The organism is Micromonospora sp. ATLC16 (genome assembly GCF_057196645.1).
Genome location: NZ_JBXUOW010000021.1, coordinates 37760 through 50038, shown reverse-complemented (window position 1 = coordinate 50038; position 12279 = coordinate 37760). Strand labels below are relative to the sequence as shown.

The 12279-nt window shown below is 71.3% G+C and carries 16 protein-coding genes and 1 pseudogene; 8 read left to right on the top strand and 9 right to left on the bottom strand.

What is annotated here, in order from left to right; genetic code table 11:
- Positions 1–5: 5 nt before the first annotated feature.
- Positions 6–968, top strand: coding sequence for a DMT family transporter (locus AC2CHE_RS11695; protein ID WP_484504922.1), 963 nt, complete (start codon positions 6–8; stop codon positions 966–968).
- 16 nt (positions 969–984) lie between these two features.
- Here AC2CHE_RS11695 and AC2CHE_RS11690 read toward each other — a convergent pair whose 3' ends face one another.
- Entirely contained in the window at positions 985–1704 is a 720-nt protein-coding gene (locus AC2CHE_RS11690) for a GNAT family N-acetyltransferase (protein ID WP_484504921.1), read from the bottom strand.
- A 95-nt stretch (positions 1705–1799) separates the two neighbouring features.
- Positions 1800–2624: an SDR family NAD(P)-dependent oxidoreductase gene (locus tag AC2CHE_RS11685; RefSeq protein WP_484504920.1), complete on the bottom strand. Its 825-nt coding sequence runs from the start codon at positions 2622–2624 to the stop codon at positions 1800–1802.
- A gap of 109 nt (positions 2625–2733) precedes the next feature.
- On the opposite strand from AC2CHE_RS11685, the pseudogene AC2CHE_RS11680 reads away from it, so the two are divergent.
- Positions 2734–2840: pseudogene (locus tag AC2CHE_RS11680) on the top strand (CoA ester lyase); the annotation flags it as partial.
- Positions 2841–2941: 101 nt separating this feature from the next.
- Here the strand turns inward: AC2CHE_RS11680 and AC2CHE_RS11675 are convergent.
- Complete coding sequence (locus AC2CHE_RS11675) at positions 2942–3508, bottom strand: DUF4190 domain-containing protein (RefSeq protein ID WP_484504919.1); 567 nt, start codon at positions 3506–3508, stop codon at positions 2942–2944.
- Positions 3509–3629: 121 nt separating this feature from the next.
- Between AC2CHE_RS11675 and AC2CHE_RS11670 the strand changes: the two genes are divergently transcribed.
- Positions 3630–4535, top strand: coding sequence for an SDR family NAD(P)-dependent oxidoreductase (locus AC2CHE_RS11670; RefSeq protein ID WP_484504918.1), 906 nt, complete (start codon positions 3630–3632; stop codon positions 4533–4535).
- 6 nt (positions 4536–4541) lie between these two features.
- Here the strand turns inward: AC2CHE_RS11670 and AC2CHE_RS11665 are convergent, their stop codons facing one another.
- The 3 genes from AC2CHE_RS11665 to AC2CHE_RS11655 form a co-directional block, all read right to left on the bottom strand.
- Positions 4542–5015 carry a DUF4190 domain-containing protein gene (locus AC2CHE_RS11665; RefSeq protein WP_484504917.1) on the bottom strand — a complete coding sequence of 158 codons (474 nt, stop codon included), beginning with the start codon at positions 5013–5015 and terminating at the stop codon, positions 4542–4544.
- A 321-nt stretch (positions 5016–5336) separates the two neighbouring features.
- The gene (locus AC2CHE_RS11660) at positions 5337–5744 is read right to left on the bottom strand and encodes a CoA-binding protein (protein ID WP_484504916.1); all 408 of its coding nucleotides are present in this window, start codon (positions 5742–5744) and stop codon (positions 5337–5339) included.
- A 94-nt stretch (positions 5745–5838) separates the two neighbouring features.
- Positions 5839–6879, bottom strand: coding sequence for an Rv2578c family radical SAM protein (locus tag AC2CHE_RS11655; protein ID WP_484504915.1), 1041 nt, complete (start codon positions 6877–6879; stop codon positions 5839–5841).
- A gap of 92 nt (positions 6880–6971) precedes the next feature.
- On the opposite strand from AC2CHE_RS11655, the gene AC2CHE_RS11650 reads away from it, so the two are divergent.
- Positions 6972–7370, top strand: a complete 399-nt coding sequence (locus tag AC2CHE_RS11650) for a thiol-disulfide oxidoreductase DCC family protein (protein ID WP_484504914.1) — start codon at positions 6972–6974, stop codon at positions 7368–7370.
- 119 nt (positions 7371–7489) lie between these two features.
- On the opposite strand, the gene AC2CHE_RS11645 is transcribed toward AC2CHE_RS11650, so the two are convergent.
- From AC2CHE_RS11645 to trxA, 3 genes are all read right to left on the bottom strand, one after another.
- A complete protein-coding gene (locus tag AC2CHE_RS11645) occupies positions 7490–8446 on the bottom strand; it encodes an MFS transporter permease (RefSeq protein ID WP_484504913.1) in 957 nt (318 codons plus the stop codon).
- Positions 8443–8883, bottom strand: a complete 441-nt coding sequence (locus tag AC2CHE_RS11640; RefSeq protein WP_484504912.1) for a hypothetical protein — start codon at positions 8881–8883, stop codon at positions 8443–8445. The genes AC2CHE_RS11645 and AC2CHE_RS11640 overlap by 4 nt, the downstream gene beginning before the upstream one ends.
- Positions 8884–9029: 146 nt before the next feature.
- A complete protein-coding gene (trxA, locus tag AC2CHE_RS11635) occupies positions 9030–9392 on the bottom strand; it encodes a thioredoxin (protein ID WP_484504911.1) in 363 nt (120 codons plus the stop codon).
- A 591-nt stretch (positions 9393–9983) separates the two neighbouring features.
- Between trxA and AC2CHE_RS11630 the strand changes: the two genes are divergently transcribed.
- From AC2CHE_RS11630 to AC2CHE_RS11615, 4 genes are all read left to right on the top strand, one after another.
- Positions 9984–10451 carry a hypothetical protein gene (locus AC2CHE_RS11630; RefSeq protein ID WP_484504910.1) on the top strand — a complete coding sequence of 156 codons (468 nt, stop codon included), beginning with the start codon at positions 9984–9986 and terminating at the stop codon, positions 10449–10451.
- Between the two features lie 67 nt (positions 10452–10518).
- The gene (locus AC2CHE_RS11625; protein ID WP_484504909.1) at positions 10519–11142 is read left to right on the top strand and encodes a TrmH family RNA methyltransferase; all 624 of its coding nucleotides are present in this window, start codon (positions 10519–10521) and stop codon (positions 11140–11142) included.
- Positions 11143–11305: 163 nt separating this feature from the next.
- Entirely contained in the window at positions 11306–12004 is a 699-nt protein-coding gene (locus AC2CHE_RS11620) for a DUF6758 family protein (protein ID WP_484504908.1), read from the top strand.
- A gap of 116 nt (positions 12005–12120) precedes the next feature.
- Complete coding sequence (locus AC2CHE_RS11615) at positions 12121–12279, top strand: hypothetical protein (RefSeq protein ID WP_007455302.1); 159 nt, start codon at positions 12121–12123, stop codon at positions 12277–12279.

The following is a 12279-nucleotide window of genomic DNA, read 5'->3' as shown; positions in this document are numbered from 1 at the left end:
ACCTCGTGGCACCCGTACCTCCCCGTCCGCCGCTCGACCTGGTGACCGGCGCGGCACTTGCCGTGGCCGTCTTCGCCGTCTCGTCATCCGCGCCGCTGATCGCCTTCGCCGCCGCGCCCGCCCTGGCGGTCGCGTTCTGGCGCAACGTGCTGGCGGTCGCCGTGCTGAGTCCGTTCGCGCTGGCCCGCCGGCGGTCCGAGTTCCGCTTGGTGGCCACCGGCGTCGGCCGTCGTGAGGGCATGTTCTGTGTCCTGTCCGGGGTGGCGCTGGCGGCACACTTCGCCACCTGGATGCCGAGTGCGAAGCTCACCTCGGTGGCCGCGGCAACGGCGCTGGTGGCCACCCAGCCGGTCTGGCAGGGGCTGATCGCCCGGGCGCAGGGCCGCCGGCTGCCGGTGGGTGTCTGGGCCGGCATCGGGGTGGCGGTGGCCGGTGCGGTGCTGGCGACCGGCGCCGATTTCACGGTCTCCGGCCAGGCCTTCGCGGGCGATCTGCTGGCGCTGACCGGTGGACTGTTCGCGGCGGTGTACACCGCGCTGGGGGAACGTGCCCGGGTCACCGTCAGCAACGCCACCTACACCACCATCTGCTACAGCGTTTGTGGGCTGATCCTGCTGGTGGTCTGCCTGGTCGGCCGGGTGCCGCTGAGCGGCTTCGACACCGGCACCTGGCTGGCCGTGCTCGCCCTGGTCGGCGGGGCGCAACTGCTCGGCCACTCGATGTTCAGCTACGCGCTGCGGCGGGTCTCGGCCACCACGGTCAGCGTGCTGATCCTGCTGGAGGCACCCGGTGCCGCGCTGATCGGCTGGGCATGGCTGGGTCAGCTGCCCGACCCGGTGACCCTGCCCGGCCTGTCGCTGCTGCTGGTCGGCGTGGCCGTGGTGGTGTTGTCCAGCGCCCGTACGGCCCGGCGTGCGACCCGGGTCAGCACGGCGGTGCCGGCGGACGCCGCCCCGGTCCACGACTGAGCGCAGCACTGCCCGGTCACACCTCGTGCACCTCGAGCACCCGGGTCTGCGGCGCGGCCTCGCCCAGCGTCGCGCGCAGCGCGGTCCGCTCCGGGTCGTCGAGGAACGCCTCGTAGCCGGCCCGGGTGTCGAAGCGGATGACGTGGACCTCGGTACGCCCGTCGCCGGTGCGCAGCCGCCGTTCCAGCCGCCCGCCGTGCCGGGGCAGCAGCGCGAGCACGGTGTCCTCGTACCGTTGCCCGGCCTCGACCGCGCCGTCGGGCAGCTCCACAAGCGCGACCAGGCGCACCGCGGCGGCCGGGTCGGTGACCAGCGACTTCCAGAACTGGTGATCGACGTGGCCACCCGGGATGCCCTCCCGCCGACCGGTGTCCAGGTAGCCGTGCCGGCGGTAGAAGCCCGGAGCCTGGAACGAGAACGAGGCGACCGAGATCTCCGTGCAGCCGCGTCGTCGGGCCTCCTGCTCGGCCGCCGCCAGCAACCGGCCGCCCCAGCCTTCGCCACGGCGATCGGCACGGACCCAGACCATGTTGATCCCCGCGCAGGTGCCCCAACTCCAGCCGGTCAACCCGGCCACCAGCTCGCCGTCCGCGTCGGTGGCCCGGACGGCCAGCTCCGCCTCGTCTGCGACGCCGGTGGCCCGCTGGTTGAAGGCGGTCAGCTCGGCATTCAGCCGGGCGGTCAGCTCCTCGTCCTTGCCGAGCACCCGTAGGTTGACGCCCTCCGTGACGGTCATGGCGCGGAGTATCGCAATGTTTCCCGACCGGGGCGACCCGGTTGCTCGCGCGATGGGGCCGCAGGCCGGGCGACCCGGTTGTGCCGCTGGTGCCGTCAGTCCGGGATGCCCACCGCGGCGGCGCTGGCCGCCCAGAGTCGCGCCGCGAGCCGCGGATCGGCCGCCTTGGGCCACGGGCGGCGCGGCCGGCAGTCGAAGTAGTAACCACCGCTGGTCAACCGGGACCGGTCCTGGTTGACCAGCCACACCAGCGTCTGCGCGCCCTTGGCCGGGCTGCGGAACGGCAGCAGACGCATGCCCAGGGCGACCACCCGGCTGTCGTTGCCGAAGCGGGTCCGGACCACCCCGGGATGGAAGCAGTACGACTCGACCTGCGGCCACCGCCGGGCCGCCTCGGCGGTGAACAGGATGTTCGCCTGCTTGCTGGTGCCGTACGCGGACATCGGGCGGTAGCGGCGCAGCGACGCGTTCAGGTCGTTCGGGTCGAGCGTGCCGCTGCGGTGCGCGCCGGAGGCGGTCACCACCATTCGACCCACCCGGTCGGCCAGCAGGTTGGCCAGCAGGAAAGGCGCCAGATGGTTGGCCTGGATGGACAGCTCGAAACCGTCGACCGTGGTGACCGGCTGGAGCACGATCGCGCCGGCGTTGCTGGCCAGCACGTCGATCCGGTCGTACGCGGCGCGCAGCCGCTCGGCCATCTGCCGCACGTCGTCGAGGACGGCGAAGTCGGCGCGGAACACCTCGGGCCGTTCCCCGGAGACCTCGCGCACCTCGTCGGCGGCAGCCCGCAGGCGGGCCGGATCCCGGCCGACCAGGACGACCCGGTCGCCCCGGCAGGCGAGATCGATGGCGGCGGCCAACCCGATGCCGGAACTCGCTCCGGTGATCACGACCAGTCGACGGTCAGTGACATCTTCCACAGGTCCATCCGCCGCGGTCACGGTACGAGGTTACCGTGGCGTCACAAGCGCCTTCGGGATCGTCGAGCAAAGGGGCGGCGGGCCTGCCGTACCCGAAGGAGCGCCGCCGATGCCCGTTGTCGGGCGTCCCGCCGGTCCTGCCTGGCCGTGCCCGGATCGAGCGTCAAGATGTTCGGCAGGGCCCAGGCACTCCCGGCCGACCAGGTCTTCCTCGACGCCGGGCCGCCGGCATGACCCGCACCACGACGTTCGAGCCGCCGACCGAGTAGCCCTACCACTCACCCCGCGCCCGCCCCGACCTTGGCCGGCGTCGCCGATCAGGTGGTGGAGGACGAGTCTGCGATGGCGAAGGCGATCGCGATGGCGTAACCGATGATCACCAGCGCGAGCAGGCCGGTGAGGATCCAGCCGACGATGATGGCGGCCTTGGCCAGCCCCTCGCCGCTCTCGCCGGTCTCCCGGATCTGGCGCATGGCCACGTGGCCCATGATGGCGCCGACCGGGGCGGTGATGCACGAGCCGATGCCGATCAGTGAGAGGACCAGGGCGACGATCGCCAGGGTGTTCGTCTTCTGCTGCGGGTAGCCGTACCCGGGCGGGGGATAGCCGTACCCGGGCGGGGGGTAGCCGTACCCGGGCGGGGGCGGCGGGTAACCGGCGGGTGGGGGCGGTGGGTAACCGGCGGGCTGCGCCGGCAGGTAACCGGCCGGCGGGTACGGCGCGGCGGCCGGGTCGGCCGGCGGCTGATACGGCTCGTGCCCGGACGGCTGCGGTGGAATCGGTGGCTGCGGGCCGACCGCCAGGGTCGGTTCGGCGGGTGGGCTGGATGGCTGGCCGGTCGATGCGGGGTCGGGCCAGCCGCCGGCAGACGGGGGTTGCGTCATCGGGCTTATCCTCCGTCGCGATGATGTGACGCAGTCAGGGTAGTCATTGCCACGCACCTCGCGACGCGCCGGCACCGGGTACGCGTTGCCCGACAGTGGCGGGAAGGGGCAGGATCTCGGCATGGGGATTGACGCGCGCGCGGCGGACCGCTCCGGCAACAGACCGAGACGGGACGTCAGCCGACCGGGCATGAGTCGGCGGCCACGCTCCGCCGCGGCACCGGAGCCCGGCGACCAGGATGCTCCGGCGGCACTGCCCGAGCCGGTGACCATGCGGCTGGACGGCAAGGTCGCGCTGGTGACCGGGGCGGGCAGCCCGGACGGTATCGGCTACGCCACCGCTCGCCGGTTGTCCGACCTCGGTGCCCGGGTGGCGATCGTGTCGACCACTCGGCGCATCCACGAGCGGGCCGGTGAACTCGGGGTGACCGGTTTCGTCGCCGACCTCACCGACGAGTCGGAGGTGGGCGCGCTGGCCGACGCGGTGGCCGAGCAGCTCGGTGATGTCGAGGTGCTGGTCAACAACGCCGGTCTGGCCAGCCGGGCCAGTCCGGAGGTGCTGCGCCCGGTTGCGCAGCTCAGCTACGAGGAGTGGCAGGGCGAGATCGACCGGAACCTGACCACCGCCTTCCTGTGCAGCCGGGTCTTCATCGCCGGGATGGCCGAGCGCGGTTGGGGCCGGATCGTGAATCTGGCCGCCACCGCCGGTCCGGTCAACGCGCTGCCCACCGAGGCCGCCTACGCCGCGGCCAAGGCGGGCGTGGTGGGCCTGACCCGGGCGCTGGCCATGGAGATGATCGCCGACGGAGTGACGGTCAACGCGGTGGCCCCGGGCACCATCTACACCGCGGCCTCGACGATGGCCGAGATCAAGCAGGGTCTGGGTACGCCGGTCGGACGCCCCGGCACCCCCGACGAGGTCGCTGCGGCGATCACGTTCCTCTGCTCGCCCGCCGCGTCCTACATCACCGGGCAGATGCTGGTGGTCGACGGCGGCAACAGCGTCCGGGAGGCACAGTTCCGCTGACCGGGCTCAGGTGCTGGTGCCGTCGGAGCCGGCCCAGATCGCCAGTGCCAGCCAGCCGCAGCAGGCCAGCAGGAAGAGGCCGGTGAAGATGTAGCTGAGGATCAGGCCCCAGGTGGCCAGCTGCTCGCCGTCCTCGCCGCTGGTGCGCAGTTGCCGCTTGGCGAGGTGGCCGAGGGCGATGCCGGCGGGAGCGAAGACGAAGGCGAAGACCAGCGACAGGATGGCCAGTACGTTGGTGCCGCGTCCGCCGCTCTGGCCGGTTGGCGGTCCGTACTGCCCGTAGGGCACCTGCGGGGCGTACGGCGGCTGCTGACCCCACTGCTGGCCGTGTGGCGGCTGCCCGGGGTGCTCGTACGCCGGCTGTCCGTACGCCGGTTGCTCGCCCTGCTGCCCGTACGGCTGCTCGTATTGCGGCTGCTGGCCGCCCGGCGGTGGCTCGTAGGGCGACGGTGGCTGGTCCGGCTCCGGTGGTTGGCCCACGCTCTCCTCCTCCGTACCGACCCATGCCTCCCGCGTAGCCCGTCCGCCCTGGTGGGAGGGCCCTCTCTGCGGGACGCTACCCGCAGCGGTGAAGCTTTTCACAGGGGTTGTGTGGACTGCTCATCTTGGCCGCCCCGGTCCGGGCGACGATGTCGATCATCGAGGTCGGCCGGGTCAACGTCGCTGCCCGAGCCTGCGGCATCTCCAGCCGGCCTTCGAACAGGAGGCGTTCCGCATCCACGGTGGCTACGGCTACTCCTCTTGGTGAGCTGTGTGCCGGTCGGTTGACGGTGACACCGGGTGCTGGTCGCTGCCTCGGCCTCAGCTCCGGCGGGTCAGCCCGGCGGCGGCCCGCTCCACGATCAGGCAGCGGTCCTCCACATAGTCGATGCCGGCCTCCTCGGCGATCCGCCGGGCCTCCGGCGAGACGATGCCGAGCTGCAGCCACACCGCCGGAGCGCCGATCGCCACCGCCTGCCGCACCACCTCCACGGCGTCGTCCGCCGGCCGGAAGACGTCGACCAGGTCGACCGGGTGCGGGATGTCGGCCAACGACCGGTACACCGGCTCGCCGAAGAGCTCGTCGGCGGTCGGGTTGACCGGGATGATGCGCCAGCCATGCCGCTGCATCTCCAGCGGTACGCGGTGGGCAGCTTTGAACGGGTCGCGGGACGCGCCGACGACGGCGATCACCTGGGCGCCGGCGAGGATCTGCTGGGCGGTACGCACCTGCCGACTGTAGCCGCGTCGCCGTCAGGCTGCCCCGATCTACCCTTCGGAACCTGCCGGCGACTGCGGCGCGCTCAGCCGCGCCCGCCCCCGTTCAGAGCAGGCTGAGCTGCTCCGGCGCTGGTGCTGGCTGCGGCGCGTTCCGGTGCTCACCGGCCCCGGACCGGATCAGTCCGTGCCGGCGGGCGGCGATGCGGACCCTGGCGGTCAGCTCCCGCTGGTAGGACTGCGGCGCGTATGCGCCCGCCATGAACAGCTCCCGGTAGCGCGGGACCAACCCGGGATGCTCCCGCCCGAGCCACCGCGCGTACCACTCGCGGGCGCCGGGGCGCAGGTGCAGCGCAAGCGGCGTCACGCTGGCCGCGCCCGCGGCGGCGATCGTCGCCACGGTGGCCTCGATGGACTCGTCCGAGTCGGACAGACCGGGCAGGATCGGCGCCATCAGCACGCCCACCTCGAAGCCGGCGTCGGCGAACCGGCGTACCGCGTCGAGCCGCCGACGCGGGCTCGGCGTGCCGGGCTCGACCGAGCGCCACAGCTGCTCGTCGAGGAAGCCGACGGAGAAGGAGACGCTCACCCGGGCAACCTCGGCCGCCTGCCGCAGCAGCGGGAGATCACGCTGGATCAGGGTGCCCTTGGTCAGGATCGAGAACGGATTGGCGAAGTCGCGCAGCGCCTCGATGATCGGCGGCATGAGCCGGTAACGCCCCTCGGCCCGCTGGTAGCAGTCGACGTTTGTGCCCATCGCCACGTGCGCGCCGCGCCAGCGCGGCGCGGCCAGCTCGCGACGCAGCAGCTCTCCCGCGTTGACCTTGACGATCACCCGGCTGTCGAAGTCCGCCCCCGCGTCGAAGTCAAGGTAGGTGTGGGTATTTCGGGGGAAACAATATAGACATGCATGACTGCATCCCCGGTACGGGTTGACCGTCCACTCGAACGGGACGCGGGAGGTGCTCGGGACCTTGTTGAGGATCGACTTGGCGCGCACCTCGTAGAAGGTCATGCCGGCGAAATCGGGGGTGTCGAAGGTGCGGACGACCGCATCGGGCAGCGCCAGCGGCAGGGGTGGCGTCGCTGGCGCTGCCCGTCCGGGAACTCCCTCGACCGGGGGAGCGGTGAGGTTGTCCCAGCGCATGGGCAGTATTCGAACACACGTGCTATCTGTGTGCAAGTGACTCGCCGGACACTCGCGTGTGGGGTGCCCGACGATGAAGGCAGGATGAGAGCATGTCGACCTTCGTCTACGACGGGGACTGCGCCTTCTGCACCCGCTGCGCGGAGTTCATCGAGCGCCGCATCCCGACCGGCGCCCGCGTCGTGCCCTGGCAGTTCGCCGACCTCGACCGGCTCGGTCTGACCGAGGCGGAGTGCGAGGAGGCGGTGCAGTGGGTGGGTGCCGCCGGCCGCCGGGCCGCCGGCCCGGACGCCATCGCCGCGCTGCTCGCCAGCAGCGGCCGTGGGTGGCGGATCGTCGCAGCCGGGCTACGGATCCCGCCGGTACGCGCCGCCGCCTGGCCCGTGTACCGCTGGGTGGCCCGCAACCGGCATCGGATGCCCGGCGGTACGGCCGCCTGCTCGCTGCCCCAGGAGACCCGGGACCGCCGCTACGGCCCCTCCGGCGGCTGACACCTCGCCAGGGCGGACCGCCTGTCCGTCACGCGCGTCGCAGCTCGCGGGCGCAGCCTTGGACACTTCCGGTTGATTCGGCTGCTCTCGGCCGGTTTGCGGGTACCGATCATGGCCGGTCAGGGAGCTGCCGGGTCCGGCATCGGCTCGCCGCCACCGCGCCGGGTCTGCGCGGCTGAGGGGCGGCTGCTCCTCGACGGGGTGTCGGCCGGCGATGGGTCCGAGTCGAGCCGTCGCCGATTGGGCGTGGACCTACGGGCCAGGAGCCGCCGCATTGCGACGAGCGGACGGATCCTTTCCAGCGGCAGGAAGCTGGTCATGGCGACCAGGTGGGGCGCGAACGAGATGGTGATGGTCGCGATCGTCACCAGGTGGAACGAGTAGAAGAAGCCGACCGTGGCGAGCCGCCAGCGCTCCGGCAGCACGAACACCAGGGGGCTGAGCAGCTCGAAGGCGAGGATGCCGAACTGGGCGACGAGCAGCAGGTGGGGCACCTGCGCGACCAGGTCCGCCAGGTCGGTGCCGCGTCGGATGATCGCCTTGGCGAGCACCGAGCCGGTCGCCCAGTCCAGGCCGCCGAAGCGGAACTTCGCCCAGGCGGCCAGGAAGTAGGTGCAGACCACCGAGATCTGGGTGACCCGCAGCGCCCAGCCGCCGGCCTCCGTCCTGGTCGGGTCGCCGTGCCGGGCCCGGCCCGCGGTGGGCAGCACGGCCAGCGCGACGAGCAGGGCGAACCGGTCGTGGTCCACCTTGCCGTAGCTCATCGCGATGATCATCCACTCCAGGTAGAGCGCGAAGACCGTCCAGCCGAGCAGCCGGGGGGCCCGTCCGGTCGCGGCGAGCAGGGCCAGCAGCAGCAGGGCCCAGAAGATCACGCTCACCAGCGTCGCGGTGGGGGTGGGCAGCGGCAGTACCCGCCCGACGAAGAGCGGTTGGTAGAGGTTGCCGGGCACGTCGACCCGGTCGCGTACCCATGGGGTGAAGACGACCAGGTCGGCGGCGACGAAGAGGTAGACCAGCGTGCGGAGCGCGGCGACCCGACCACGGGGCACCGCTTCGGTTAGCCAGCGACTCATCGGGGGACCTGCCAGCTGACGACGGTCTCGTCGGCCCCCCGGCCGGGGGCCCGACGGTCGGTGATGTCGTGCCACCGGATCACGATCCGGACCTCGGCCAGTTCCGGTGCATCGGGATGGCGTCGGCCGTACGCCTCGGCGATTTCGCGCAACCGGCTGGGGTCGGCCACGTACCGGCTCTGTTGGCCTTCGATCTCGGCTCGGCGGATGCCGGTCGCGCCCTCGCCCAGGTCAACGAGGTTGCCGCTGAGGTCGACCCCTTCGACCCGGGTGTCCGGGGCGTCCGAGTCGGCCGGGTCGGAGGTGGAGTACATCCGGAAGGGACCGAACGGGAAGTGGTCGTCCACGCCCCAGACCGTGCCGGCGAGCAGGACGGCGAGGCCGAGTGCCGTCACCGTCACCCGCGCCGTACGTTCGCGGCTCGTCAACGCATCCATCGTCCGCCGACGATACGGCACCGGCACCCGTTCGAGTGGCCTCATCGGCGGGCCGTGTCCCAGCTGTGACGAGGCCCGGCGTCCTGGTGGGAGTGCGGACGCCGATGGCCGGACCCGCTACGGACCCGGCCATCGTGTCGGTGGGATCAGTGCTTGTGCTCGGCGAGCTTCTTGTGCACGTCGTCCATGTCGAGCGCCTGAACCTGCTCGATGAGGTTCTCCAGGGCCGACTCCGGCAGCGCGCCCGGCTGAGCGAAAACGATCACGCCGTCGCGGATCGCCATGATGGTCGGGATGGACCGGATGTCGAACTTGGCGGCGAGTTCCTGCTGCGCCTCGGTGTCCACCTTGCCGAAGGTGATGTCAGCATGCTTGTCGGAAGATCGCTCGTAGACCGGAGCGAACCGCTTGCAGGGACCGCACCACTCGGCCCAGAAGTCGACCAGCACGATGCCGTTGGTTCCGGTCACCTGGTCGAAGTTAGCCGTGGTCAGCTCGACGGTTGCCATGTGAATTTCTCCGATCACGCGGAACAGCTACGTCTGGTGGAACTCGGGCGTACCCGATCGCATTCCCGCCGTGGTGCCACCGTAACCCTGGTCGCAGTCCGGGTGGGGCCTTTGTCTGCATCGATCGGCATCGGTCTCTCGGGGGCGTCCGCAGATCGCAAATGCATGTCGCATTTGCGTGACTGCCCGTAATGGGAGCGTTTCCAATGAGATCAACGCTCTGGCCGGGTGTGGAGCGGTAACTTCGGCGCTGACGAGCGGGGATTCGACCTGCAGAGATCGCCTTTTGACTGATGATCAGTCACTCAGAGTAATGTCACAAAAAGATAAATGTGACCTCGGTCTCTGTGCGACCGGACGGACGTGCGGCAGAATCTTGAGGCATCAGAGCGTGGGCGGCGGGTGCCGGGGAGGGCCCCGCCGCTCATTGCGTCCGGCCTCGGTCGACGGGCGTGTCGGTCCGCCCGCACAGGTGCTGATCAAGCAGTCTTCGCGGTACCGGCAGGGGCACGGTGGCGCGCCGCAGCAGGTTCCCGGCGTAGGGGTTCGGTCCCCGGTCCGGGCGCATATGCTGGCGCCGGAGGTCCCGCCATGAGCGAGCGAATCACCACCACCACCGCCTACCCCGCCACCGAGTGGGACCTGCTCACCGGTCTGCCGGGGCGGGTGATCGTGGCCGCTGCCCAGCCCGGCCCGGGGCGTCCGCACCGGGGGGTGGCGGCGGGCCTCGCCGGACTGGACGCCGTGGCGGCCGGACGGGCCTTCGACAGTGATCTGGTCCGGGCGGTGGTGGCCGCGATCTACGCGCGGCACGACGAGCCATCCCCGTCAGCAGCCCAGCTCACCGACCTGGCGGACGTGCTCGCCGCCTGCCGGGCCGTCGTGCGGGTACTGGATCGTCATGCCGACCCGGCCGACTCGGCGGCCTACCGGCAGTGGGTGCAGTCAGTGGCCGGCCGGGTCTGTCGTACCGCCTCCTCGGCGGTGTCCGGCGGCATACTGGCTCCCGCCGACCGCCGTCTCCTCGACCGGCTCGGCGACGCCCTCGCCCTGCGCTGACCGGTGTGCCGCCGGGTGGCCGGGCGGCGGGGTGCGGCCCGCGCCGGGGGGCGTAACGTGCGTGGCCGTGACCGGTGAGCAGCTCGACGTCGGCGTGGGTCCCTGGCCCGGGGATCTGCCGGAGGACCCCCGCTACGACCCGGAACTGCTCGCCGAGGGGGACCGGCGCAACGTGGTCGACCAGTACCGCTACTGGCGGCGCGAGGCGATCGTCGCCGACCTGGATCGGCGGCGGCACGATTTCCACGTGGCGATCGAGAACTGGCAGCACGACCTGAACATCGGGACGGTGGTACGCAACGCCAACGCGTTCCTCGCGGCCGAGGTGCACATCGTGGGCCGGCGGCGCTGGAACCGCCGCGGCGCGATGGTCACCGACCGCTACCAGCACGTACGCCACCACGAGACGATCGACCAGTTGATCGTCTGGGCGTCGGAGCGCGGCCTGCCGCTGGTCGGCATCGACAACCTGCCCGGCTGCCGACCACTGGAAACCGCCACGCTGCCGCGGCGGTGCGTTCTACTGTTCGGTCAGGAGGGTCCGGGGCTCTCCGAGGCCGCGCACTCCGCGTGCGACGAGATCTTCTCCATCGCCCAGTACGGCTCGACCCGCTCGATCAACGCAGGGGTGGCGAGCGGAATCGCCATGCACACCTGGATCCGCACCCACGCCACCCCACTCCCCACCTGACCCGAACCACCCCCATCTGCGGTCGATCATGAAGTTGTAGTCGCGACACGCCGAGGCGGGGAAACGACCGCATGATCGAGCAGTGAGGCGTTCGGTGAGGAGGCTGGGTTGAGGGGATGGGGGCGCTCGGCTTGACGGGGAGCGGCCAGGGGGCGACGGTGGAGTGGTGACGGTTGAGGTGAGTTGTCCCAGATGCGGCGGGTCGGTGCGGGCACCGGACCTCATGTATCCGGAATCCCGCTGCCCCGACTGTGGGCCGGTGGCCCCGCTGCACGTTCCCGAGCACATCGATGCCGAGATCGTGGCCAGCGTGGTCGAACATATCCAGACCGCAGCCCAGCCGCAGCGGCCGGCGGTTCCGCTGTGGTGTCCATGGCCGCTGCCTCCGGGTTGGACCACCACGGGAGTGGCGTGGGCCGGCGACGACCGGCTCGGGGTACGCGCCACGGCGGTCGCCTGTGCCGGGCCGGCCCCGTTGGGAGGTGGGCCGGCGGACCTGGTCTTCGTGGCCGAGGAGCCCGGTGTGGGACTGGGCACGCGATACGCTGGGGTGCCCGGCCCGGACGCCGGTCCGGAACTGGCGGAGGCGCTGACCGACCCGGGCCCGGGGCATCCCGGCCACGTCGGACGTGCCGGGATCAGGGTGGCGGGTCACCCAACTCCACTGTGGTTGGTGAACTCGCTACCGGATCGAAGCGCGTACGCCGGCGAGGCTCGGGGAATGTGGCTCTATGCGATAGCCTGGCCGGCGAGTGCGGGGCATCTGCTCGCGGAGGACGTGCTGCTGCACGACCTGGTCGAGTGGACGCCGCCCGAGCTCGTGTACGGCGCACCATCTCCGTATCTGCACGGGAAGGCTTGACAAGTCTCCCGGAATGTCGGAGAACGGACGCAGATATTCACGGTAAGACACCACGCTGATACTCTGGGTGCCGCTGCGGTAATGGGACCCGGCGCCGCGCGAGAGGATGGCCCGCCATGGTCAAGAAGGTCCTCACCTGGGCCGGAATTGCATTCTTGATCTTCTTCGTCGCCTACCGGCCAAATTCCGCTGCGGACGTGTTCAAGTCGCTAGGTGGCGGCATCATGGACATCGCCCAAGGCTTCGGCGACTTCTTCACCTCACTGGTCGCCTAG